This window comes from Flagellimonas aurea (genome assembly GCF_017313785.1).
Lineage (GTDB): Bacteria > Bacteroidota > Bacteroidia > Flavobacteriales > Flavobacteriaceae > Flagellimonas > Flagellimonas aurea.
The window spans coordinates 124,616-149,425 of sequence record NZ_JAFLNL010000003.1; the positions used below are offsets into that span (position 1 = coordinate 124,616).

The 24,810-nt window shown below is 41.6% G+C and carries 25 protein-coding genes and 1 other RNA gene; 18 read left to right on the forward strand and 8 right to left on the reverse strand.

The genetic code is table 11. The annotated features are described in order from the left end of the window. Positions 1-47: 47 nt before the first annotated feature. The 8 genes from J0656_RS06330 (at position 48) to J0656_RS06365 (ending at position 9,878) form a co-directional block, all read left to right on the forward strand. The gene (locus J0656_RS06330) at positions 48-488 is read left to right on the forward strand and encodes a DinB family protein (protein ID WP_207032371.1); all 441 of its coding nucleotides are present in this window, start codon (positions 48-50) and stop codon (positions 486-488) included. Between the two features lie 95 nt (positions 489-583). Continuing rightward, on the forward strand, positions 584-2,290 hold the full coding sequence (locus tag J0656_RS06335; RefSeq protein WP_207032372.1) for an OstA-like protein: 1,707 nt from the start codon (positions 584-586) through the stop codon (positions 2,288-2,290). Further along, positions 2,290-3,486: an aspartate aminotransferase family protein gene (locus J0656_RS06340; protein ID WP_207032373.1), complete on the forward strand. Its 1,197-nt coding sequence runs from the start codon at positions 2,290-2,292 to the stop codon at positions 3,484-3,486. Before J0656_RS06335 ends, J0656_RS06340 begins: the two co-directional genes overlap by 1 nt. Positions 3,487-3,572: 86 nt before the next feature. Continuing rightward, complete coding sequence (locus J0656_RS06345; protein ID WP_207032375.1) at positions 3,573-4,973, forward strand: tetratricopeptide repeat protein; 1,401 nt, start codon at positions 3,573-3,575, stop codon at positions 4,971-4,973. Between the two features lie 22 nt (positions 4,974-4,995). After that, positions 4,996-5,913, forward strand: a complete 918-nt coding sequence (locus J0656_RS06350; protein WP_207032376.1) for a polyprenyl-phosphate transporter — start codon at positions 4,996-4,998, stop codon at positions 5,911-5,913. A gap of 20 nt (positions 5,914-5,933) precedes the next feature. Then, entirely contained in the window at positions 5,934-6,971 is a 1,038-nt protein-coding gene (locus J0656_RS06355) for a DUF368 domain-containing protein (RefSeq protein WP_207032378.1), read from the forward strand. Next, a complete protein-coding gene (locus tag J0656_RS06360) occupies positions 6,925-7,677 on the forward strand; it encodes a shikimate dehydrogenase family protein (RefSeq protein ID WP_207032379.1) in 753 nt (250 codons plus the stop codon). Before J0656_RS06355 ends, J0656_RS06360 begins: the two co-directional genes overlap by 47 nt. A gap of 143 nt (positions 7,678-7,820) precedes the next feature. After that, a complete protein-coding gene (locus tag J0656_RS06365) occupies positions 7,821-9,878 on the forward strand; it encodes a DUF349 domain-containing protein (protein WP_207032380.1) in 2,058 nt (685 codons plus the stop codon). A gap of 55 nt (positions 9,879-9,933) precedes the next feature. Here the strand turns inward: J0656_RS06365 and J0656_RS06370 are convergent, their stop codons facing one another. Continuing rightward, entirely contained in the window at positions 9,934-10,359 is a 426-nt protein-coding gene (locus tag J0656_RS06370; protein ID WP_207032815.1) for a CBS domain-containing protein, read from the reverse strand. Positions 10,360-10,577: 218 nt separating this feature from the next. On the opposite strand from J0656_RS06370, the gene J0656_RS06375 reads away from it, so the two are divergent. Next, positions 10,578-11,825, forward strand: coding sequence for a DUF7477 domain-containing protein (locus J0656_RS06375; RefSeq protein WP_207032381.1), 1,248 nt, complete (start codon positions 10,578-10,580; stop codon positions 11,823-11,825). Between the two features lie 7 nt (positions 11,826-11,832). On the opposite strand, the gene rny is transcribed toward J0656_RS06375, so the two are convergent. From rny to J0656_RS06395, 4 genes are all read right to left on the reverse strand, one after another. Continuing rightward, positions 11,833-13,404 (reverse strand): ribonuclease Y, encoded by a 1,572-nt coding sequence (gene rny / locus J0656_RS06380; protein ID WP_207032382.1) that lies wholly within the window; start codon positions 13,402-13,404, stop codon positions 11,833-11,835. Positions 13,405-13,457: 53 nt separating this feature from the next. Then, positions 13,458-13,567: non-coding RNA, 6S RNA (ssrS, locus tag J0656_RS06385), on the reverse strand. A gap of 54 nt (positions 13,568-13,621) precedes the next feature. After that, complete coding sequence (locus J0656_RS06390; protein WP_108246612.1) at positions 13,622-13,915, reverse strand: cell division protein ZapA; 294 nt, start codon at positions 13,913-13,915, stop codon at positions 13,622-13,624. Positions 13,916-13,929: 14 nt separating this feature from the next. Further along, positions 13,930-14,220: a coiled-coil domain-containing protein gene (locus J0656_RS06395; protein ID WP_207032383.1), complete on the reverse strand. Its 291-nt coding sequence runs from the start codon at positions 14,218-14,220 to the stop codon at positions 13,930-13,932. A gap of 168 nt (positions 14,221-14,388) precedes the next feature. Here J0656_RS06395 and J0656_RS06400 point away from each other — a divergent pair, with 168 nt between their 5' ends. Continuing rightward, entirely contained in the window at positions 14,389-16,080 is a 1,692-nt protein-coding gene (locus tag J0656_RS06400; protein ID WP_207032385.1) for a M23 family metallopeptidase, read from the forward strand. A 123-nt stretch (positions 16,081-16,203) separates the two neighbouring features. Then, positions 16,204-16,851 carry a hypothetical protein gene (locus J0656_RS06405; RefSeq protein ID WP_207032387.1) on the forward strand — a complete coding sequence of 216 codons (648 nt, stop codon included), beginning with the start codon at positions 16,204-16,206 and terminating at the stop codon, positions 16,849-16,851. Here J0656_RS06405 and J0656_RS06410 read toward each other — a convergent pair whose 3' ends face one another. After that, the gene (locus tag J0656_RS06410) at positions 16,852-18,000 is read right to left on the reverse strand and encodes a cysteine desulfurase family protein (protein ID WP_207032389.1); all 1,149 of its coding nucleotides are present in this window, start codon (positions 17,998-18,000) and stop codon (positions 16,852-16,854) included. A 110-nt stretch (positions 18,001-18,110) separates the two neighbouring features. On the opposite strand from J0656_RS06410, the gene J0656_RS06415 reads away from it, so the two are divergent. Next, positions 18,111-18,632 carry a hypothetical protein gene (locus tag J0656_RS06415; protein WP_207032391.1) on the forward strand — a complete coding sequence of 174 codons (522 nt, stop codon included), beginning with the start codon at positions 18,111-18,113 and terminating at the stop codon, positions 18,630-18,632. On the opposite strand, the gene J0656_RS06420 is transcribed toward J0656_RS06415, so the two are convergent. Continuing rightward, complete coding sequence (locus J0656_RS06420) at positions 18,629-19,171, reverse strand: DUF8465 domain-containing protein (RefSeq protein WP_207032392.1); 543 nt, start codon at positions 19,169-19,171, stop codon at positions 18,629-18,631. The genes J0656_RS06415 and J0656_RS06420 overlap by 4 nt on opposite strands. 79 nt (positions 19,172-19,250) lie before the next feature. On the opposite strand from J0656_RS06420, the gene J0656_RS06425 reads away from it, so the two are divergent. From J0656_RS06425 to J0656_RS06435, 3 genes are read left to right on the forward strand one after another with little or no spacing between them, the layout of a single operon-like run. Further along, positions 19,251-19,571 carry a DUF2752 domain-containing protein gene (locus J0656_RS06425; RefSeq protein WP_225605008.1) on the forward strand — a complete coding sequence of 107 codons (321 nt, stop codon included), beginning with the start codon at positions 19,251-19,253 and terminating at the stop codon, positions 19,569-19,571. 12 nt (positions 19,572-19,583) lie between these two features. Beyond that, a complete protein-coding gene (locus J0656_RS06430) occupies positions 19,584-19,910 on the forward strand; it encodes a CCC motif membrane protein (protein WP_207032393.1) in 327 nt (108 codons plus the stop codon). 9 nt (positions 19,911-19,919) lie between these two features. Beyond that, positions 19,920-20,231, forward strand: a complete 312-nt coding sequence (locus J0656_RS06435; RefSeq protein WP_207032394.1) for a CCC motif membrane protein — start codon at positions 19,920-19,922, stop codon at positions 20,229-20,231. Here J0656_RS06435 and recQ read toward each other — a convergent pair. Continuing rightward, entirely contained in the window at positions 20,228-22,429 is a 2,202-nt protein-coding gene (gene recQ / locus J0656_RS06440) for a DNA helicase RecQ (RefSeq protein ID WP_207032395.1), read from the reverse strand. The two genes, J0656_RS06435 and recQ, sit on opposite strands and share 4 nt — an antisense overlap. A gap of 196 nt (positions 22,430-22,625) precedes the next feature. Here recQ and J0656_RS06445 point away from each other — a divergent pair, with 196 nt between their 5' ends. The 3 genes from J0656_RS06445 to J0656_RS06455 are packed head-to-tail and all read left to right on the forward strand — an operon-like array spanning position 22,626 to position 24,773. Further along, positions 22,626-23,591, forward strand: coding sequence for a KpsF/GutQ family sugar-phosphate isomerase (locus J0656_RS06445; RefSeq protein WP_207032396.1), 966 nt, complete (start codon positions 22,626-22,628; stop codon positions 23,589-23,591). Continuing rightward, positions 23,591-24,433, forward strand: a complete 843-nt coding sequence (gene tatC, locus J0656_RS06450) for a twin-arginine translocase subunit TatC (RefSeq protein WP_207032397.1) — start codon at positions 23,591-23,593, stop codon at positions 24,431-24,433. Before J0656_RS06445 ends, tatC begins: the two co-directional genes overlap by 1 nt. After that, positions 24,423-24,773 (forward strand): carboxymuconolactone decarboxylase family protein, encoded by a 351-nt coding sequence (locus J0656_RS06455; RefSeq protein ID WP_207032398.1) that lies wholly within the window; start codon positions 24,423-24,425, stop codon positions 24,771-24,773. Before tatC ends, J0656_RS06455 begins: the two co-directional genes overlap by 11 nt. Positions 24,774-24,810: the final 37 nt, after the last annotated feature.

The window sequence follows — 24,810 nt, forward strand, 5'->3', positions numbered from 1 at the left end:
TCATTTTTAATATGTTTTAAACGAAAATTGACCAAAAGTCAAGTACTATGACCAAGGACATTCTAAATGACCTAATCGCACAGAACCAAAAAACATGTGATTTTACCTTTAACGAAATCACACAGGAAAACAGTGCTCTAAAGTTGAACGATGACACCGCATCCGTCGGGTTCATTTATCGTCATATTGGTGAGATTATGCACCTGCTTGCCCAATTTCTAGGTTTCCCAACAGATGTGGAAAATACCACCATGGGCCAAAAAGACACGGGAAAAGTCTACGACAAGCAAGAAAGTCAAAAACTTATCGATGACGGCTACCAAGTATTGTACGGCCTTGTTGAAAACCTATCGGAAAAGGAATGGAAGGAAACCTTGGACACCCCTTTTTTCGGAACTATTTCCAGAGTCAGGCTATTAGGGCATATCTTATATCACACAACTTACCATTGCGGACAAATTACCTTAACGCTTAAACGCGGAAAATAAAAAACAAGGGGCTAACCATTTGGCAGAGAAATCCCAAAGCTTTCTAAACGATGTATGCCACTTCCGTTAAAAACCCTACTTTTGGGCAAAATTTTATGGACTTGAAAAGCATTTCATTTCTCATTCTATCACTTTTCGCATTTAGCGTTTTTGCCCAGGACCAACAACCTCAACAAGGTGGTCGACAGATCAACATTGTATACGGGGCGAATTTCACCAAAGATGAGGCCCAGTTCCCAGGTGCGTCAATTTTTAGCAAGGACGATGAGCGACAGGTACAGTTTGAACATCAAGGTGCAGACCTTTGGTGTGATATTGCTATTTTTTATGCCGAAGAGAACCGCTTAAAGGCCATTGGCAACATTCGCTTGCAGCAAGGGGACTCCATTGAAATGAACAGTGCAAAACTGGATTGGGACGGCAATACCAGTTTGGCCAAGGCTTGGGAGAACGTAGACCTGACCAACGGGCAAATGCGCTTGACCACCGATACCCTTTATTTTGATAGAGAGAAACAACTGGCCTATTACAATTCGGGCGGAAAGGTGGTGGACTCCGCTAATGTGCTCACTAGCAAAGTGGGTACTTACTTTATAACCCCGAAAAAATATCAATTCCAGCGTAACGTACATATCGACAATCCCGATTATATTATTGATTCGGAGCAGTTGGACTATTACACCACCTCTAAGAACGCCTATATGTACGGCCCTTCCACCATTACCGGAGAGGAATACAAAATCTATTGTGAGCGGGGTTTTTATGACACTACTATCGAACAAGGATATGGCATTAAGAACACCCGTATCGATTACGACAATAAAATAATCGAGGGAGACAGCCTTTATTTCGACAAAGCTTCGGAATTTGCTTCGGCCACGAACAATATTCAGATTACGGACACCATCAATAATGGGGTTATTCGTGCTCACTATGCAGAGGTGCACAAGGCCAAGGATTCCGTTTTTGCGACCAAAAGAGCGGTTTCCATCAGTTTGGTAGAAAAAGATTCCCTATACATGCATGGAGACACCTTAATGGTCACCGGTAAGGAAGAAGAACGAGTTCTAAGAGCCTTCAGAAACGCCAAGTTTTACAAAACTGATTTAAGCGGTAAGTGCGATTCCATCCATTTTGAGGAAAGAACAGGAATCACCCAACTGATCACCAACCCTATTTTATGGAACGTGGACAACCAGATTACCGGAGATAGCATCCATTTGATATCCGACATGGAGACCGATAAACTGGACTCCCTCAAAGTGATAGAAAATGCCTTCATTATTTCTTTGGATACCATCAGTAAAACTGGTTACAATCAAGCAAAGGGAAAAAACCTCTTTGGCAAGTTCATAGAAAATGAATTGAAGATTATTGACCTGGTGCAGAACACCGAGGTGATTTACTATGTATACAATGATGACGAAGAGCTGATTGGCATCGACAAGACCATTTGTAGCAAAATACGTTTGTTAATGGCCAACAACGACATTGAGGACATCACCTTTTTTGTAAATCCGGATGGGGATATCTTTCCCGAGACCGATTTGCCCGTAGAGAGCAGAAAACTAAAAGGATTTGTTTGGCGGGGCGATGAACGGATAAGGTCGAAAGAAGAAATTTTTGATGAAGACGACAACACTATCGAACTGGTAAAAATTAGGGGCATAGACAACCCTATAGATATTGATGCCGAGGAAAACGAGCGACAAAACAACCAGAACGATCCCATCAACGCACCCAACAACAAGGCGGTAAAACCCAAAAAGACCGCTGTTCAAAAGAAAGCGCAGACACCATAATGTCCAAAAAAGATTTTTTCACATACCAAGCCCAAACCTCCCCACATCCATTGGCCTTGGAGGTTTCTCATGCCAAGGGGAGCTACATCTATGATCAAGATGGCAATGCCCATTTGGATTTTGTGGCAGGTGTATCGGCTTGCAGTTTGGGACACAGTCATCCCAAAGTAGTGGATGCCATCAAAACACAGGTGGACCAATACATGCACGTTATGGTCTACGGGGAGTATGTTCAAAGGCCTGCCGTGGAATTTTCCAAACTCTTGGCCTCCCATCTTCCCGAAAACTTAAATACCACCTATTTGGTCAATTCAGGTACGGAAGCTATGGAAGGAGCCATTAAATTGGCACGTAGGCATACCGGACGTTCACAGGTAATCGCCGCAAAAAATGCCTATCATGGCAACACCATGGGGAGTTTGAGCCTAATGGGACTGGAAGAGCGTAAAAGTGCCTTCCGTCCATTGATTCCAGATATCCGTTCCATTCAGTTCAATACGGAAGAAGAAATCAAAAACATTACCCAAAAAACAGCCGCCGTGGTCTTGGAAACCATTCAGGGTGGGGCCGGTTTTATTTTACCGGAAAACGGTTATCTGGAAAAAGTGCGGAAACGCTGCAACGAAATGGGCGCATTGTTGATTCTTGACGAAATACAGCCAGGCTTTGGGCGTACAGGCAAATTGTTCGCCTTTGAACATTTTAACTGTCCGCCCGACATCTTGGTCATTGGAAAAGGCATGGCATCGGGTCTTCCCGTTGGAGCTTTTGTGGCATCCCACGATTTAATGGCCGATTTAAAAGAAAAACCGAAATTTGGGCACATCACAACTTTTGGTGGCAATCCTGTAATTGCAGCCGCAAGCTTGGCGACCCTAAAAGAAATCACCGAAACAGACCTTATCCCACAAACCCTGGAAAAGGAAAAACTGTTCCGAAATCTATTGCAACATCCACTAATAAAAGAAATACGCGGTAAAGGTTTGATGCTTGCCCCGATTATGGAGAGCAAGGAAATAGCTGACTATTTGGTCCTCGAGGCCTCAAAAAAAGGACTCATCCTTTTCTGGCTGTTATTTGAGCCAAAAGCTGTGAGAATCTCCCCTCCCCTAACCATTTCCATGAAAGAAATTGAGGAAGGATGCGACCAAATACTTGGGATTTTAAACAACTATAAATCCGATACTGTTAACTAATTTGTTGATAACATACCCCTAAAATGGACTTTAAGAGTAGCTCAAAGGGTTAATTTTAAGTCCATAGTTCAACCAAAAACGTTCCTATGGCGTTAGAATCTAACGAATATCCAGACAGATCCATTAGTAAGTTTGAGTCCATGCTCAAGACGGATGACGTCTATTTCTTTGATGCGGAGGACTTTGAGGAAATCATTCACCACTACTTGAACAATGGCAAAATCTCTTTGGGGAAAAAGGCCATCCAGATTGGCTTGGAACAACATCCAAATTCCATGGAACTTAAGCTTTTACAAGTAGAGGTTTTGGCTTTCGAAGACAAATTTGAAGCAGCGGAAACACTTCTGGACGAGATTCAGAACATCAATGCTGCAAACGAGGAAGTATTTATCCAACGGGCCAATATCCGTTCCAAACAGGACAAGCATCAAGAAGCCATAAATCTATTATTGGAAGCTTTGGATATCACCGACCACTCCTTTGACATCCATTCCCTTTTAGGTATGGAATATCTTTTCATGGACAACTACGAGCAAGCCAAACTGAGCTTTATGCGCTGCGTTGAAATTGATGACGAAGATTATTCATCGCTTTACAACGTGGTGTATTGTTTTGAGTTTTTGGAAGATTTTGATGGCAGTATCTATTACCTGAACGATTATTTGGACAGAAACCCCTATTGCGAGGTCGCATGGCACCAATTGGGCAAAATGTACCTTGCCAAAAAGCTATATATCGAAGCATTGACTGCTTTTGACTTTGCCGTGATTTCGGACGATTCCTTTATCGGAGCTTATTTTGAAAAAGGCAAGGTGTTGGAAAAATTGGGAAGGTACAATGAGGCCATTGAAAATTATGAGTCAACCATATCCATCGAAGACCCAACATCCTACGCATTTCTGCGACTGGGCAAGTGCCATGAAAAACTGGGAAACTTTGATTTGGCCAAATACTACTACTATCATACTGTTCACGAAGACCCTTTGTTGGATAAAGGATGGTTGGCCATCACCGATTTCCATTTTGGACAAAAGAACTACGAGAAAGCGCTGTACTATATCAACAAGGCAATAAATATTGATGGTGAAAACCCAAAGTATTGGAAAAAATCCGGTAAAATATACGCCGCACTTAAAAACTGGGACGAAGCCGATTTTGCCTATAAGCAAGCTGTGGACCTAGGGAACTACGAACTCTCCACATGGAAAAACTGGGCCGAAGTCCTTAACAAAATCGGGGATTACAATTCCGCCATCCAAGTGCTGATCCAAGGATTGGAGTTTTACCCCGACAATTGTGAACTCACCTATAAATTGGCGGGCTTACATTTAAAAAATGATGACTTGGCCGAATCAAAACAGATTTTATCCAAGGCCATGAAACTGGATATTGGTAAATTGCGACAGTTTGAAAAAGAATTCCCCGAATTCACTGAAGTCGATTGGGTGAAAGCGCTGGTTTCAAAAATTAGGAAAACAGCCAAGTAGCCGGTACATTTTATCCAAATTCATGCAAGCACGTCGTATACTGGACTACGTTTTTATCACCCTTAAAGGAATGGCCATGGGTGCTGCCGATGTGGTCCCCGGGGTCTCTGGAGGAACCATCGCCTTTATTTCTGGGATTTATGAAGAGCTTATCACCTCTATCAATAACATCAACCTTTCCCTCATTCCGGTTTTAAGAAAAGAAGGGATAAAAGCTGTTTGGAACAAGGTAAACGGCAACTTTTTATTGGCCCTGTTCCTAGGAATTTTCATCAGCGTGCTTTCTTTGGCAAAGTTTCTGAGCTGGCTTTTGGAGAACGAACCCATTTTACTTTGGTCCTTTTTCTTTGGATTGGTCGTGGCATCGATATTTTTAGTCGGTAAGGAAATTACAAAGTGGACAGTAGGCTCCATAGTTGTTTTGATTTTGGGTGCCGCGCTCGCGTTTTTCATTACGGAGTTGCCCGCAAGTGACAATACCGACAATCTTCCCTATCTGTTCCTATCAGGCGCTTTGGCCATTTGCGCCATGATTCTTCCCGGTATTTCCGGAGCTTTCATCTTGGTGCTGTTGGGGTCTTATAAAACTATTTTGGACGCCGTTCACGAACGCGACATCAAAATTATCTTGACCGTAGGACTGGGTGCAATTTTCGGCCTGTTGAGCTTTGCCCGACTCCTAAAATGGATGTTCAACCATTATAAAAACATCACGTTGGCTTTGTTGACTGGGTTCATCTTAGGATCATTGAACAAAATTTGGCCGTGGAAAAAGGTTCTCGAGACAAAGACTTTTGGTGAAAAAATCGTTGTTGTGGACGATATGAACGTACTCCCCGGCGCTTTTGAGGGAGATAGTAAATTAATGCTGGCCATTGTATTAGCCATCCTAGGTTTTTCACTTATTTTTATCCTGGAAAGATTAGCTTCCAAAAAATAAGGAAAACCCATTTTTGGCACATGCAGCAACCTAGAACAATTCTGGACAACTTCTTTTTGGTCATTAAAGGCCTCTGCATGGGGGCAGCCAATAAAGTGCCGGGTGTTTCGGGCGGTATTGTAGCTTTTGTTGCCGGTTTTTATGAAGAGTTCATCTATTCCCTTCAAAAATTGAACTCAAAGGCACTTAAGCTATTGTTCAATGGTAGATTTAGAAGTTTTTTCCGGTATATCAATGCCAAATTTCTAGGATTATTGATATTTGGAATGCTGGTCAGCTACTTTAGCGTCTCTAGAATTCTGGACTACTTTTTAAAGCACAATGAACTATTTGTTTGGGCCACGTTTTTTGGAATGGTCATCGGATCCATTTATCATATTGGAAAAGACTTTTCCCCATGGAACAAACGCACCATTCCTGCCGGGCTTATTGGACTTATTATTGGTATTTCCATCAGTTTTTTAAACCCTGCAAAAGAAAACGACAATCTTTTATTCATCTTTTTTTGTGGTATCGTGAGCGTATCCGGAATGACGCTTCCAGGTCTTTCCGGTTCCTTTATTTTGATATTGATGGGGAATTACGTGCTGCTTTTAGTAGATTCCGTCAATGCCCTGTACGATACATTTTCAGAGCTGTTCTCAGGTGATTTCACTTTTTTGAACAATGCCGAACGCCTCAGAACCCTAAAAATTCTGGCAGTTTTTACCTTAGGATCAATTACTGGCTTGGTCACATTTTCACATTTATTGAGCTATTTATTAAAACATTACAAATCCACCACTACAGCTGTTTTACTAGGTTTCATTACCGGTTCCTTAGGTGTTTTATGGCCTTGGAAAAAAACCATATTCAAGTTGGATCCGGCCAATAATCCAATTTTGGATACCAATGGAAATAAAATAATCCTAAACTATACACGCTATTTCCCCGATATGGCGAAGGCTGAAACATGGTGGGCCATACTTTTTATTTTAATGGGGATTTTGGTATTATTAATTTTGGATTGGTATGGCAACAACAGAAAAAAGAATGAACAGATACGGCCTTCTCGGTAAAAACATCTCCTACTCCTTTTCGCAAGGTTATTTTACCCAAAAATTCAACGATTTGGGATTGATGAACCACAGCTACGAAAACTTTGACCTTCAAAAAATAGAAGAGGTAAAGAATGTGCTCAATCAAGGGGATATACGAGGGCTAAACGTCACCATTCCTTACAAACAAGAAATCATCCCTTTTTTAGATGAACTCGACCCAAAGGCAAAACAAATAGGGGCCGTAAACACCATTCAGTTTTCAAAGGAAGGTTTAATCGGCTTCAATACCGATGCATACGGTTTTCAAAAATCTTTGGAACCGTATTTAAAGCCACATCATGCCCAAGCATTGATATTGGGAACCGGCGGGGCGTCGAAGGCGGTTCAATATGTGCTCAACGAACTTGGAATCAAAAGCACCTATGTCTCCCGTAGCAAGAAAAACGGCCAATACACCTATGATGAACTTGACCAAGATATCATTAAAGAAACTACCTTGATCATCAATTGTACGCCACTGGGAACTTTCCCGAATATCGAGGATAAACCTGCAATCCCCTATGATCACATCGGAACACAGCACTTGTTGTACGATCTGATCTATAACCCCGAAAAAACCAGTTTTCTATCGATAGGGGAATCCAAGGGAGCTTCTATTTGCAATGGGCTGAAAATGTTGGAAGGACAAGCTGAAAAGGCTTGGGAAATCTGGAATAATGTATAAAATCGGCTATTGATATAGCGATTCCACCAACGTGTACAACCATCATATTAAAGCAAAAGAAGAATCAATACTTTTGCTATTAGACAATTAAGTTGTTAAATTGGCTATAACTTTCATCAATCAATTAGGTAAACAAGCAACGAATGCAGGAAAATGATCGTAAACTTCAGCAAGCTGAAGGTGGCAAAGAGGAAATAACAGAGAGCACAAAAACACATTTGGAAGAGACCGAACAGGCCGAAGCAAAAGTGTCAGAGCAGACTGTACCTAAAAATGAAGAGGAAAAGCAACCTGAAAAGGAAACTTCTTCCGAAACCAAGAACGAGGAGACGAGTGCCAAAAACGATGAATCCAATGATCATTTGGACGAAATAGATGAATCCAATGCAGAGGATGCGGAAGATACCGAAAATGAAAAGAGACATACCATTCCCATGCTGGATTACCACTCCATGTCCATGGAAAATCTGGTAGGAGAATTACAAAGATTGGTCAAAAATGAAAAGGTCCAAGCCATCAACAAGCACGTAAGTACCATTAAATACGAGTTCGACCAAAAATTTCAGGATTTTTTAGATGAAAAGAAGGAGGAGTTTGTATCCAAAGGTGGTAACGAGATTGATTTTCGATACAACTCTGTCGCCAAAAGGCAGTTCAACGAAGTATATTCCGACTTCCGTGAAAAACGGGACCAATATTACAAGCAACTAGATCAATCCCTAAAGAGCAACCTTCAAAATAGATTGGAAATCATTGAAGAGTTGAAAGGGCTTATTGATATTGAAGAAGACATCAACACGACCTACAGTAACTTTAAAGATTTACAGCACCGGTGGAAAAATGCCGGTCCCATTCCACGTACCAATTACAACGATGTTTGGCGCACCTATCACCACCACATGGAAATCTTTTACGATTTCCTTCACTTGAACCGTGAATTGCGTGATTTAGATTTTAAACACAATCTGGAAGAAAAACAAAAATTGGTGGAACGTGCCGAGGCATTGGCCAACGAACCGGATTTAAACAAGGCCTTTCGCGAGTTGCAGACACTGCACAAGATATGGAAAGAGGATATTGGGCCTGTTGCCAAGGAGCATCGCGAGGAAATCTGGGAAAAGTTCAGCAATGCCACGAAGGCCATGCACCAGCGTAGGCAGGAACACTTTCAAGAACTGGAAAAGGTCTACGAAAAAAATTACGAGAAAAAACAGGAAATCATTGCTGCTATATCTTCGATTTCGGAGAATGTTGCGAACAACCACCGAGGTATCCAACAGCAGATAAAAGAAGTTGAAGCGCTTAGGGATTCATTTTTTAAAGCAGGTAAAGTTCCGCAAAGAGTAAACGAGGAGACGTGGGACCAGTTTAAACAGAGCGTCCGTAAGTTCAACAGAACCAAAAATGCCTTCTACAAAAACCAAAAGAAGGAACAACAGGAAAATCTGGAAAAGAAAAAAGAACTGTTGGAGTTGGCCATCTCTTTAAAAGATAGTGATGAGTGGGCCGAGGTAACACCTCAAATGAAGCGCATACAAAGCGACTGGAAAAAAATAGGTCATGTGCCCCGTAAATACTCGGACAAAATCTGGAAAGAGTTCAAGGATGCCTGCAACCATTATTTTGACCGTTTGCATTCGGACAAGAACGAGGCCCATGAAGAAGAGTTTGAAAACTTTAAGAAGAAGAGCGAGTGTCTTGACCGTCTAAAAGAATTCCAACTAAGTGGCGACAAGAAAAAAGATATAGAGGATATTAAAGCCTTTTTGGCCGAATGGAAAAAATATGGGCGCATTCCTTACAACAAAAAACACATCAATAGCAAGTTCAATAAAATTGTAGACGCCCTGCTAAAGAAATTGGGAGTTGGCAAACAACAATCCGAACTGCTCAAATACGGAAACAAGGTTCAGGAGTTGGCCAAAACAGAGGATAACTATGCCATTGGCAACGAGCGTGTATTTGTAAAGCGTAAAATTGATGAAGTAAAATCAGAAATCCGTCAATTGGAGAACAACCTACAGTTCTTCTCGAACGATTCCGAGGACAATCCTTTGGTAAAGGAAGTAATCAACAATCTGAACAAACAGAAAGAGGCGCTTCAGACTTGGAAGGAAAAAATGAAAAACCTCAATATCTTGGAGCACAAGCTCAACAAGGAATCCGAAGAAGAGGAAAGCGAAGGCAACGAAGAGGAGTAAAATCCACTATGCAAACAAAATCAAAGGGCCGCAATAGCGGCCTTTTTGTTGCCTATCATCCGTCAATGCATTCCAGTAAATAATTAATCAAATCGGTAGTGGTAACTATCCCCACGATTTTACCACCATCCACCACGGGTAGTGCATGAAATTCCTTTTTTGAAAGAAAACGCGCCACATCCCTTATCGATGTTTTGGATTCCACCGTTATAACATCACTGACCATCACTTGGGGTATGGTGAACATATTGTACACAATGGTATCCACATATTCCTCATGTTCATCGACCGCATCGGCAAAACTGATTCGTAATAAATCCGTATAGCTCAACATCCCTTTGATAGCCTTGCCTTCAACAACGGGGATATGTCGAATGTGATGCTTTTTAAAAAGTCTTTCGGCGGTCACCAAATCGTCATTGGTGTTAAGTGTCACCAATTTTTTGGTCATTATTTTTGAAACAGGCACACTATTTTTCATCATTCATGTATTTATGGATTCCTTGAATGAAGTTAGTCCTATCTCCGTTGGAAAAGTATGACAAATATCACTGTTGATTGAGCTTTCAACAACATGACAGGTCAAAAAAATTATACTGAAATCTCTCTTTGGTATTCTTTTTTTGGCCATACACCTCATTTTTTTGCTTTTGTTGTCACGTTTGAAGCATTTTTAAACAGTTAAACCAATCAACCATCATGAAATATTTTTTTGTTCCCCTTTTGATTTTCTTTTATTCGATTTCCGGATATTCCCAAAACTATTATGAAACCAGCTGGGTAAGCGGTGAAGTAAAGTACACCGCCTTGGTCATTTTTTACGAGGAAAATGAAGCTCTGGTCCGCGTAAAATATTATGCCAATGGTTCGGACAAACTGACCAACTATATCTGCAGCTATAAAAATTTTACAAAGTCCGATGGTACAGCGGACAGATATTTAGACGGGAATGATGCCTTTATTGTTCGTGGACCATCAAACTCTGGTTATAGTGCGGACAATTTTTATGTAAAAGAAAATGAAGGCTCATTCTCGGCTTATACTGCAGATGACAACGCCTTTGATGGTGGAGATTTCACGCAGACAATGAAACCTATGTTGTACTGGGTGAAGTTAAACCCTGAAGCGCTTACCAAAGAATACTTGGACGATTACTTTAATGAAGATGAAGATGTATTCCGATTGCTTGTCTATTTAAACAAAGGTGAAGTTTCTTTTCCTGTCAAAACAAATGCTGTAACAGTTCTGGCCAATGGTTTTGATGGCGAATCGGTCTGGGCTGCAGCCATGGAGAAAACGAGCAAAGTTTCATACACCGAACAGAAAATTAAAACATCGAACGAATTCCCAAGCGACTGGATTAAACAGGAATGGGACAATGGACTAAACATATCGGCTTTCGATTACGATGAATATAAAAATCAATTTACCGTTCTTATGAGCAAGGGGAATGGACTACAGCCACAATCATGGAAAAAATCGGATACTTTTCCCAAGGACTGGGTCACCGAAAAATGGAACAATGATTACCAAATCACCTCAATGACGTACGGAAACGGGAACTGGTACCTTGCCATGAACAAGAATACGGGATATATTACCCAAAGATGGAAAACCAGTTACGAGATTCCAAGAGATTGGATTATTGACAATTGGAACGAAGGCTACGCGATTACATCAGCTACCTATGGTAACGGTGTTTGGGCAATAACCATGACCCAAGGCTCAAAACTTGGCGCACAGACATGGAAAACGGAAACCACATATCCATTTGACTGGATAAAAGAACGAGCCGATAAAGGCTATTCCATTACAACAATATCCTATGGAGATGGCATGTGGCTTTTGGTGATGTCCAAAAATGAAACGAATACCACAAACAGATCCAGCACACAATATAGGGATGTCCCTATTGATTGGATATTAAGAAACGTTATTGCGAACTAGCGCAAGGTTACTTGGCTACGTTTACCGATCTAGTTTCTCGGATTACGGTTACTTTTACCTGCCCAGGATAGGTCATGTCCGTTTGGATTTTCTGTGAAATCTCAAAAGACAGCTCGGCAGCTTTGTCATCGTTTACCTTTTCACTTTCAACGATTACACGCAGCTCCCTACCAGCCTGAATGGCATAGGCTTTCTGCACTCCGTTAAAGCCAAAGGCTATATCCTCCAAGTCCTTCAAACGTTGGATATAAGAGTCCAACACCTGTCTTCTGGCCCCCGGTCTTGCACCACTAATGGCATCACAGACTTGAACTATTGGAGACAATAGTGTAGTCATCTCTATTTCATCGTGGTGGGCACCTATCGCGTTACAGACTTCATCCTTTTCACCAAACTTCTGGGCCCACTGCATACCCAAGATAGCGTGCGGTGTTTCCACCTCTACCTCGGCCATTGGCACTTTTCCTATATCGTGAAGCAATCCGGCCCTTTTGGCCAATTTTGGGTTTAGTCCAAGCTCTGCCGCCATTACCCCACATAGTTTGGCAACTTCCCTGGAATGCTGCAATAAGTTTTGTCCGTAAGAGGAACGATACTTCATTCGACCTACCGCTTTGATCAATTCCGGATGCAATCCATGGATTCCCAAATCGATTACGGTACGCTTTCCAATTTCCGCTATCTCTTCGTTGATTTGCTTTTCGGTCTTTTTCACCACCTCTTCAATACGGGCAGGGTGAATACGGCCATCGGTCACCAATCGGTGTAGGGACAGTCGGGCCACTTCTCTTCGTACAGAATCAAAACATGATAAGATAATGGCTTCTGGAGTATCATCAACAATAATCTCGACCCCTGTAGCGGCCTCGATAGCCCGTATATTTCGACCTTCACGGCCAATAATGCGTCCCTTTACGTCATCAGACTCCAAATTGAATACGGAAACACAATTTTCCACTGCTTCTTCGGTACCGATGCGTTGAATGGTATTGACGACAATTTTTCGGGCTTCTTGCTGTGCGGTAAGCTTGGCTTCTTCCAAAGTGTTTTGCAAATAGGCCATGGCATCACTTTTTGCCGTTTCTTTCAAAGATTCCAGCAACTGTGCCTTGGCGTCCTCTGCGGAAAGTCCAGAAATCACTTCCAACTGTTGTACTTGACTTTTGTGGAGCTTATCTACTTCGGACTGCTTCTTGTCCAGAATATCACTCTTATACTCAACCTCTTTTATCTTTTGTTGATATTGATCATTGAGTTTTTTGTTCTTGGCCAATTCGCTGCTTACTTGGGATTCTTTATCCCTGGTACGCTTTTCGGCCTCGGCTATTTTTTTATCCTTGTTGATAATAACTTTCTCATGCTCGGCCTTCAACTCCAAAAACTTTTCCTTCGCTTGGAAAATTTTATCTTTTTTGATGCTCTCCCCTTCTTTATTTGCTTCTTTAATAATGTTGGCAGCTTCCTTCTTTGCGTTGGCAATGGTCTTGGACGCTTTGCCTTTCTCCATCATCTTGGCTATTGCAAACCCTATTGCCAGCCCTACAACAGCTGCGACAACGATTAATATGATATTATCCATGTTTGATTGTGTTTAGTTTAAAAAAAAAGCCCACATCGGAAGAAGCTTTGTACAAACTCCAAAATACAGGTTTAGGGCTAACAAACTGATCAAGGATCCCTATGCGAGTAGGGCCTGCTTTTACAGCTTAAACTCACCCTTTCTAATTATATTAGTGTTGAGTTTGTCAAAAATAAATTACCAATGTGGGCAGTAACAATATTTTATTTAAAAGAACTTATTCCCCCAATTTAGAATGTACCAGTTCGTCCAAGGCCCTGAGACGCTGCATGGCTGCCTCTGCATTTTCCGAACGGTCTATTCCGCTTTGCTCAATTTTAGATGCAAATTGCAAGGCACACATGGCCAAAACATCCTGCTTGTCCCGAACGGCATAGTTTTGCTCAAACTTTTTTGCCAGATTTTCTATGTTCTTGGCTGCTTTTCGCAACCCTTCCTCTTGCTTGGGGTCAATCGTTAAAGGATACACCCTATCAGCAATGGAAAGCTTTATTTTGAGCTTCTCGTCCATATTCTCGGTACCAGTTAATCCGCCAACTTTGCAATGCAAACATCAAGTTCACGAATCAATGTATTTATTTTGAGCTTAGCTTCTGTTTTACTAGTATTACTACCCAGCATTGTGTTTGCCATTTTTAGGGAATCATATTTTTCCTCCCATTCGTTGAGCTCCTTCTGTTGAAGTCCATTTTCTTCTTTTTGAAGTTCCAATTCCTGTTTCAACTTGGCATTGAGTTGGTGCAACAGCTCCATTTTGTGAAGCAATTTGCTCACCTTGTTCTCCAAAGAATCAACAATCTCAACAAGTTCGCTCATATATGCAAACAACAATACGTATTACACAAAGTTAACGATCCTGCCACAACCTCGCAATACTTTTAAGATTTATTCTTAAAGCTTTGCTTCAAGTAAAAAGTCGTTTTCCGCAAAACTTTTTATCAAATCAAAACATTGGTTACTTTCGTAAGGAATTATTGTTTTTATATGCGCCTCTATCTTTTTTTTATCTACTTTTTTATTGCCCTGCATCTATCCGCCCAAAAAGAATATCCTCAAGATGTATTTGGTTCTCCCTTGGACATTCCCTTGGTTTTGGCCGGCACTTTTGGCGAGCTACGTTCCAATCATTTCCATTCGGGGATGGACATCAAAACACAACAGCGGGAAGGTCTTCCGGTATATGCCATCGCCGACGGTACGGTGACGCGTATCGTAGTTTCGCATTGGGGGTACGGAAAGGCTCTTTATGTGGCACATCCCAATGGCTACACCTCGGTGTATGCGCATCTTAAAAAGTTTGGGCCGGAAATAGAGGAATACGTTAAAAAAGTTCAATACGAAAAGCAGTCTTACGAGGGGGAAATGTTCCCTGATTATGGCGAACTCAAGGTGACCAATGGCAGTATAATCGCGTATTCGGGCAATACGGGAGGATCGGCCGGACCCCACCTTCATTTTGAAATCCGCAGCAGCGTTAGCGGCAAACCTACCAATCCATTACTTTACGGTTATGAGGTCAGGGATGCTACCGACCCAACTTTATTGGGATTGTACGGTTACCCGATTTCAGACGGAGCATTGATAAACAAAAGTGCAGAAAAAATCCAATTGAATTATACAAGACAATCCGATGGTTCCTTTTTGGCTGACAAAGTAACGGCCAGCGGCACGATTGGATTTGGAATCAATACTTTTGACCGCTTGGACATGGCCGCCAATCAGAATGGAGTTTACGCGGTAAAACAAACGGTGAATGGCCGGGTTCATTCTGAGTTTGATTTTGAAACCTTCTCCTTTGCCGAGACTAGATACATCAACACACTTATTGATTATGCCCACTATTATGACCATCGACAGCGCATACAAAAATGTTTTAAGGAGCCCTACAATCACCTTAGCATTTACAAATCACTGTACAACGACGGTAAAATAACTATTGAAGAGGGTATGTCCTACAACGTTGAACTGCTCATTTCGGATTTGGCAGGAAACACCACAAAACTTGTTATCCCGATTGAAGGCAAAAAAGAAGAGGAGAAAATAGCAAAAGAGGACAAAACCACGGAGAATTATTTGATTGCGGACAAACCGAACAACTTTGATCTAGGTGCCGCTAAAGTATATTTCCCTGCCAGTACATTTTATGAAGATTTCTTCATCAATTTGGAAAAAGGGAACGATACCATCACCATTCACGATAACAGCGTTGCCGCTCACCGGAACTTTACAATCAGTTTCGACCCTTCAAAATATGCAATGGAAGATAGGAACCAGATGTTTATTGCGCATTTGGACAGCAGAATGCGACCATCCTATTCCAAAACTTACAAACGGGACGGTGCCTTTACCACACGCACCCGAACTTTGGGCACATACACACTTGTTAGGGATAGCGTAGCCCCTCAAGTAAGACCAAAAAACTTTAAAGAAAAGCAATGGTTGAGCAATTATAGCTACCTAAGCCTTACCATTACGGACGACCTCAGTGGCATTGATTCCTATTCTGCCACACTCAATGGAAAATGGATTTTGATGGAATACGAACCAAAAACCAATACCATCACCTATAATTTTGATGATAAGATCGTCAACGAAACGGAATGTGAACTAAAAGTAACCGTTACGGACAATGTGGGCAACTCCACTACATATACTGGCACTTTTTTCAGGAAATAGCATTACTTTTACACACGAAAAGCAGGCTAGTCAAGTAAATGTCCTTTTTTAGAGCTCTAATAATCAACCTATCCAAAAGCGACCTCATCCAAAGATCAAGATTGTTGAATTAAAATTTGATGAATGAAAAAAATTGTCTTTGTTTTTGTTCTTTTCTCCAGTGTGCTAGCAATGGCCCAAAAGAACATTTATGAGAGCATAAGGTTTGATGAATATACCGAGGACCATGAAATTTTAGCGATCGTCCCCTTTATTGCCCACTTGGAACTTAAAAAAGCCGTAGACAACGATGAGCTCAATGTACTGGCCGAAAAAGAAGGGTATGCGGTACAAAATGCTTTGGAAACTTATTTTTCCAAACGGAAAAAGCGCAAAAAGTTCAATGTGGATTTCCAGAACATTATGAACACTAACGCTATTTTGGCCCAAAACAACATCAACTACAACAACATTGACACCTATACCACACAGGAATTGTGCAAAATATTGGATGTGGACGGCATTATAAGTGGCAACCTTAACCTCAATATTTTACTTTCCGAAGGGGTCCCGACCGATTTCAGTATTTTGGATTATTTCAGCGGAAATGCCAACTACGGACGAATCGGGGTCAAGATAAGTGATGGTGATACGGGAAAGTTACTTTGGAAATATGAGAACGAAATTTCCAAAAAAACTGGAAAAAACACCAACGAGCTTATCGATAAAATGATGAAAACCGCTTCCAGAAAATTTCCTTACGACAGGGAAAAAAGAAGGAATCGAAATTAATCAGCTATTCGCAAATTCTTTTAGGATCTCAACGGTGTAATCCAGTTCTTCCTTCGTGTTATACATGGAAAAAGAAAAGCGTAGACTGGGTTTATCCAACTCGGCCCCTTCCAAAATCTCATTCAGTACGTGCGAACCCTGATTGCTTCCCGATTGGCATGCACTTCCTTTGGAACAGGCGATTCCTTTCATATCCAAGTGGAACAATAGCATTAAGCCTTTCTGCTTATCAAAAGGCAACCGAATATTGGCCAAGGTATAGGTACTTTTTTCCAAATCTGCGGAAAGACCATTGCACTGCGCACCAGGAACCTCCTTTAAGACCTTATCCACAAAATACTTTTTCAGCTCCTTTACAGCTGCTGTCTCTTCATCCAAATGTTCGTAAGCTTTCACAAACGCTTCTTCTAGACCAACAATATTATGGAACGGTTCTGTACCTGCCCTGAACCCACGTTCTTGTGAGCCCCCTACGATCAATGGCTTTAAACCCGAGTTTTTTCGGATAAAGGCGAAACCAACACCCTTTGGGCCATGAAATTTATGGGCAGCCGCCGTCATAAAATCAACATGAACCTCCTGCACATCCCACGGATAATGACCAATCGATTGTACGGTATCCGAATGAAAAAGTGCATTATTGGCCTTGCAAAGCTCTCCTACAGCGTTGATATCAGTGATATTGCCGATTTCATTGTTCACATGCATCAAGCTGACCAACTTTTTGGTGTCATCCTTTTTGAGCAATTCTTCCAAATGCTCCATGTCCGGACTTCCGAATTCATCCAAATCCACATACCAAACATTGATGCGATACTCCTTTTCCAGTTCTTCCACAGTATGAAGCACTGCATGGTGCTCTATTTTGGAAGTAATGATGGTTTCTACACCCAAATCCCTCACAGCACAACGCAAGATCATATTATCCGCCTCGGTACCGCCCGAAGTAAAAATGATTTCCGAAGGTTGGGCATTCAAGGTTTTCGCGATGGTTTTTCTTGCTTGCTCCACAGCGGTTTTTGCCGATCTACCAAAACTATGGGTAGATGATGGGTTGCCATATTGCTGCGCAAGAGCTTCTTGCATCCGTTCAATTACCTCTTTCCTTACCTGCGTGGTCGCAGCGTTGTCCAGATAGACTTTTTGCATGATTCGGTTCACTTTTTAACAGGAGCAAAAGTACAGGAAATAAAGTTAATTTCTTTTAAAGTGATGCTAAGGATTAGTGTTTTAAAATGGAATTGCTTTAAATTTGATGCATGAGAAAATTTATCTTTTCAATTCTTGGTTGCATCACAATCCTTTCCTGTAGCGATGGGGATCTTCAAATCGAGACCATTGACTTTGACAGTGCCTCGATACAATATTGTGCCAATCCTGTTGCCGACGCCAAAAATTTGATGTTCAAAATAAATGATAGCGAAGCCCTCATATTAGAACTTCAAAGCGGGGCATTGAACCGCGGGGTTGCCGGAGATACGGTAATAACCGAAAGTACGGTCCCAGGACAATCCCAAGTAACGTACAGAGTTTTCTCGGACGCTGTTAACAAGGATTACTTTTGTAGCGATATCCCCACGGTGGACCCTAAAGTTATTGACGAAGTCGTTGCCGAAGGAGGTATGGTGATCATTGAGACTATGCCGGTAGAAAACGACACCACACGTTTTGAACACAATATAAGTCTTAGCGGCATATCTTTTGTCACCGGAAATGGGGAACGCATTACGAATTTGGCCATAAATGAATTTGGAGAAGTATTCACCGTAGTACCGGACTAGGTGTTTTGGTAAATATAGACCTCGGTAGCGCCCAACCCATATTTTTGATAATCGGCGTCGTAAAACTTTACATTGTCGTACCGATTGAAGAGATAGTGCAGTTCCTCTTTTAAAACACCTTCTCCCACACCGTGGATAAACACCACCTTTTGAATTCGCTTGTTAATGGCAAAATCCAATTGTCTTTTGGCGGTATCCAATTGAATGTTGAGCATATCGTAGTTGCTCATGCCCTTGCTTGACTTCACCAGTTGATAGATGTGTAGGTCAACTTCCATTTTTGGGGCACTCCTTTCTTTGGGCTTAATGATAGGAGCTTTTCTTCTTTTGGGGATTTCTTTTTCTTTTTTGATTTTGGCCACTTCATGATTGGAAACCGATATATCGCCACCAATCTTAACAAGATCACTACTGGCAAAATGCATGGGAAAACCATCGTCGGTAATCAATGTCACCAGATTGCCATCAACTTTTTGAATGATACCCGAAATGGCCTCATCCAACACCTCTGCCCTATCACCTATCGAAAATTTACCCATACTTAATTTCTAACTACAAAAATGGTCTGAAAATTAAACTTGAATACAAAAATAATAGTATTTTCGGGCTCTACAGACAATGATGTACCTAACACCGACCATAATCGCCTTTAATCTTGAAGATTATATGCTCCCTTGCCTGAACAAGCATCTCACGGGCATAGATTGCCCTGGATGTGGCCTGCAACGTTCGGTCAACCTCTTACTGCATGGAGAATTCATAGCTGCATTTCAGATGTATCCGGCCATTTATCCAATATTGGCATTATTGGCTTTTCTGGTCACCAGTAGTTTTGTAAAGTTTCAACGTTCAAATCAGATTAAAATGATTTTAACATTGCTTACCGTAGGTACCGTCATAATAAGTTACATACTAAAAATGAATAATCTCTTTAATTAAAAATTTGAAATTATGGAACAACAAAAACTTCCAAACGCGACCTTGATATTGGTCTTCGGAATTATCTCTATAGTGACCTGCTGTTGCTATGGTATAATCGGACTTATTTTTGGTGTAATCGGTTTAATCTTGGCCAACAAGGCTCTAAAACTTTATGCTGAAAACCCAGAAATGTACGAAGGTGTACAAAACGTAAAAACAGGAAGAATCCTTGCCATTATTGGTATCGTTTTAAATGTTTTGGCTCTCGCCTACTATATTTGGGCCCTTTCTTTCTTTGGATGGGAAACCCTACAAGATCCACAGAGAATGCAAGAAATCCTTGAACAATATCAATAAGATAATTTTATGAACCAACAACCCTTACCCGGGGCCAGTACAGTGTTGACAATGGGGATACTCTCCATTGTCCTCACTTTGGTATGCTGCGGGCCATTTGGTGCTATTTTTAGCATCATTGGATTGGTAAAAGCTAAGACCGCGACCCAATTATACGAACAAAGCCCAGAGAATTACACTGATTACAGCAATGTAAAAACAGGCAAAATCCTCTCTTATGTAGGATTGGCTTTGGCGCTTGTTTATTTGGTGCTCACAATCCTTTATTTTGGATTGATTGTAGCGGCAATAACTACAGGTGAGTTGAGTGGCGAATTTTAATTCGCCACTTCACTTATAAATTTAAGACGGTACAAACGGAGTTCTTCATCTTCGTAGTCGCCATCAAATTCATCAATGGCAGCGGATATGGAATCGGTATCGGCCTCCAAAAAGTAATCGTGGATTTCTTCTTGTTGGTCCTCATCCAATATTTCATCTATCCAGTAACCAATGTTCAATTTGGTTCCGCTGAAAACAATTTGCTCCATTTCCTTGATAAGTTCCGGTAATTCCAATCCTTTGGCAGATGCAATATCATCCAAGGGCAACTTTCTATCCACACTTTGGATCACGTAAAGTTTTAAAGCGGAATTGGCACCGGTACTTTTCACCACAAGATCATCTGGCCTTACAATATCGTTTTCCTCTACATATTTAGAGATAAGCTCCACAAAGGCCTTCCCATATTTTTTCGCCTTTCCTTCCCCTACCCCTTGAATATTGAGAAGTTCGTTCATGGTAATTGGATACTTTAAGGACATATCTTCCAACGACGGGTCTTGAAAGACTACAAATGGTGGCACTTCATGTTTTTGTGCCTCTCTTTTGCGAAGGTCACGAAGCAATTTCAATAAATGTTCGTCCGCAACCGCTCCATTCGATTTTTCGGCGGTGACAATGTTTCCGGTATCGTCCTTGGAGTACACATGGTCCTTTGTCATCATAAAGGACTCTGGGTTCTTGAGATATTCCTTACCTGATTCGGTAAGGTTCAAAATACCATATCGTTCAATTTCTTTTTTTAGGAGTCCGGCCACCAAAACCTGTCTGGTCAACGCCATCCAAAATTCTTTGTCCTTATCCTTACCTATTCCAAAAAAACTTTTCTCATCGGTCTTATGCGAAGAAATCATGGCATTGGTCTTGCCGACCAACACCCTTACAATTTCCTTGGTCTTGAACTTTTCCTTGGTATCTCGTACCACCGTCAAAAGCTTTACGACATCGTCCTTGGCCTCTTCCTTAGGTTTGGGGTTTCTGGAATTATCGTCCATATCTGCCCCTTCTCCGTTCTCTTCATCAAAATCCTCACCGAAATAGTGCAGTATAAATTTTCTACGGGATATGGATGTTTCGGCATAGGCTACAATTTCCTGTAAGAGCGCATTACCAATTTCTTGCTCCGCAACGGGTTTTCCAGACATGAATTTCTCCAACTTCTCCACATCCTTGTATGCGTAATAGGCCAAGCAATGCCCTTCTCCGCCATCTCGCCCTGCACGGCCAGTTTCTTGATAATAACTTTCAATACTCTTGGGAATATCGTGGTGGATAACAAAACGTACATCCGGCTTGTCTATCCCCATACCAAAAGCAATGGTGGCCACCACCACATCTACCTCCTCCATCAAGAACATATCCTGATATTTGGAGCGGGTCTTTGCATCAAAACCTGCATGATACGGAACGGCACTCACCCCATTTACTTGGAGCACTTGGGCCAATTCTTCCACTCTTTTGCGGCTCAAGCAATAGATGATTCCCGATTTTCCTTGATTTTGCTTCACAAAACGGATGATATCCGCATCTACATCTTTGGTTTTCGGACGCACCTCATAAAACAAATTAGGCCTATTGAACGACGCCTTGAACACCTTGGCATCCGTCATTCCCAAGTTTTTGATAATGTCTTCCTGCACCTTCGGCGTAGCAGTTGCTGTAAGGCCAATAATAGGAATATTGTCTCCTAAACGATTGATAATACCTCGGAGATTTCGGTATTCGGGCCTAAAATCGTGCCCCCATTCCGAAATACAGTGGGCTTCATCCACAGCAACAAAGGAAAGTTTTACTTTTTTTAGAAACTCAACATTTTCCTCCTTCGTCAAGGATTCGGGTGCCACATAAAGTAACTTGGTCACTCCGTTAGTAATATCTTCCTTTACCTGCTTCACCTCGGTTTTCGTCAATGAGGAGTTCAACACATGGGCAATACCATGCTGCTCGGATATGCCACGAATGGCGTCCACTTGGTTTTTCATCAACGCAATCAAAGGAGACACCACAATAGCGGTACCCTCTTTCATTATCGCTGGCAGTTGATAGCACAGGGATTTCCCACCTCCCGTGGGCATAATCACAAACGTATCGTTATCACTAAGGATATTCTGGATTACACCTTCCTGTAATCCTTTGAACTTCGAGAAACCAAAATATTTTTTGAGCGAGGAATGTAAATCAGTATTCATTAGGCTCATTTCCGCATTTTTCAATTTATTACAAGCAACCTAAACGGCAGTTGAAGCTTTTAATATTTACCATTCAATTACAGATGGATCTATTCTCACTTCCATAATAGTCTGTAAAAGATAGTTTGATTAGTTTTGTAATCTTAAATATAAGACATTCTTTTAGGAATGCAATCAGTTAATCGGTTTATTACATTATTATACTTTGAGCGACATTAAGTCAATTTTATCCATAGCAAAACGCACCCTCGAAATCGAGAGCAAAGCCGTAGCAAATTTGATTAGCCTTTTGGACGACCAGTTTGCGCATGCCGTACAGCACATTTTACAGTGCAACGGAAGAGTTATCGTATCAGGGGTCGGCAAAAGTGCCATAGTTGCCTCCAAAATTGTAGCAACATTGAACTCCACAGGAACGCCAGCCATTTTTATGCACGCGGCGGATGCCATTCATGGTGATTTGGGAACCATTCAAGAAAACGATGTGGTCATCTGCCTATCTCAGAGCGGCAATACCCCTGAGATAAAAGCATTGCTCCCCTTGATCAAAGTTGGGAAAAATAAGCTCATCGGCATTACAGGAAATATGGAATCCGTACTGGCCAAACAGGCTGATTTTGTACTGAACACCTATGTGGAGAAAGAAGCGTGCCCCAACAATTTGGCGCCTACCACCAGCACCTCGGCACAAATGTCCATGGGTGATGCCCTTGCCATTTGCCTTTTGGAACTCAAGGGATTCAGCAGTTCCGATTTTGCCAAATATCACCCCGGTGGTGCTTTGGGAAAGAAGTTATATTTGCGCGTTGCCGACATTGTGGCCAAAAATCAAAAACCACAGGTCGATATCAATGCCAAGGTAAAAGATGTAATTGTGGAAATATCCGAAAAAATGCTCGGCGTTACGGCAGTATTGGACCAAGAAAAGGTTGTGGGCATAGTAACTGATGGCGATGTACGAAGAATGTTGAGCAAATACGATAATATAAGTGGACTTACTGCAAAGGACATTATGACCTCGAACCCTAAGACGATAGACGTGGACACTTTGGCAGTGAAAGCGTTGAAACTGTTACAGGAAAAGAGCATATCGCAATTGTTGGCCTTTGATGGTGACAAATATGCCGGCGTGGTCCACATTCATAACCTTATAAACGAGGGAATCCTATAATGGCTAAAAAAGAGAGAAAAAGTCCAGATGAAATGTCCTTTTTGGACCATTTGGAAGAATTACGTTGGCATCTGGTACGTTCCACTTTGGCAGTTGTGATCATTGCCTGTGTAGCCTTTGTATTCAGGGGCTTTATTTTTGATACAATATTGTTCGGGCCCAAGAACATGGATTTCCCGACCTATCAGTTTTTCTGTAATATCGGAAAGTTCTTCGGGGTAGATTCCGAATTCTGTGGAGACACCATCCCGTTCACCATTCAGAGTAGGTTGATGGCCGGGCAGTTCTCCGCACACATATGGACCTCTATTTGGGCAGGGGTTATTCTGGGCTTCCCTTATATTTTATGGGAATTATGGAAATTCATCAGTCCAGGACTTTACGAAAACGAAAGAAAGCATTCCAGAGGATTCATAATTACGGCCTCAGGGTTGTTCTTCCTTGGCGTACTCTTCGGTTATTACATCGTTGCACCATTGTCCATCAACTTTTTGGGGTCGTACCAAGTAAGTAAAGAGGTATTGAACGAAATCGACCTTGCCTCCTACATTGGAACGGTAAGGGCTTCTGTAATTGCTTGTGGAATCATGTTTGAACTGCCCATCGTCATTTTCTTTTTGACCAAGGTTGGGTTGGTAACTCCAGAAATACTCAAGAAGTACAGAAAAATAGCCCTAGTAATCATTTTGATACTATCCGCGATCATTACACCACCGGATGTAACAAGTCAAATCATAGTATGTATACCTGTACTTATATTGTATCAGGTAAGTATTTTTATTTCCAGAATGGTAGTCAAACAAGAAGCCAAAAAAGAGAAAGCTAGAAAAAATGCCAAATAAAGTAGAAGAGTTCAATGCCTATCGTGCCAAGATGAACGATAAGCTGCTTGCCGAGAACAACAAACTCATCAAACGGATTTTCAACTTGGACACCAACGCTTATATGGCCGGTGCTTTGGACGTAAAGACCAAAGAACTACTAGGCCTGGTAGCCTCCGCAGTTCTCCGTTGCGACGATTGTGTAAAGTATCACTTGGAAAGCTCTAAAAAAGCCGGCGCCAATAAGGAGGAGGTAATGGAAACTCTTGGTATCGCCACTTTGGTGGGCGGTACTATTGTAGTTCCACATTTGCGACGTGCCTACGAATATTGGGAAGACCTAGAGGAAACCGAAGCTTAAAAAAATCCAAAAGACCATTCGGTAGACAAAGAATATG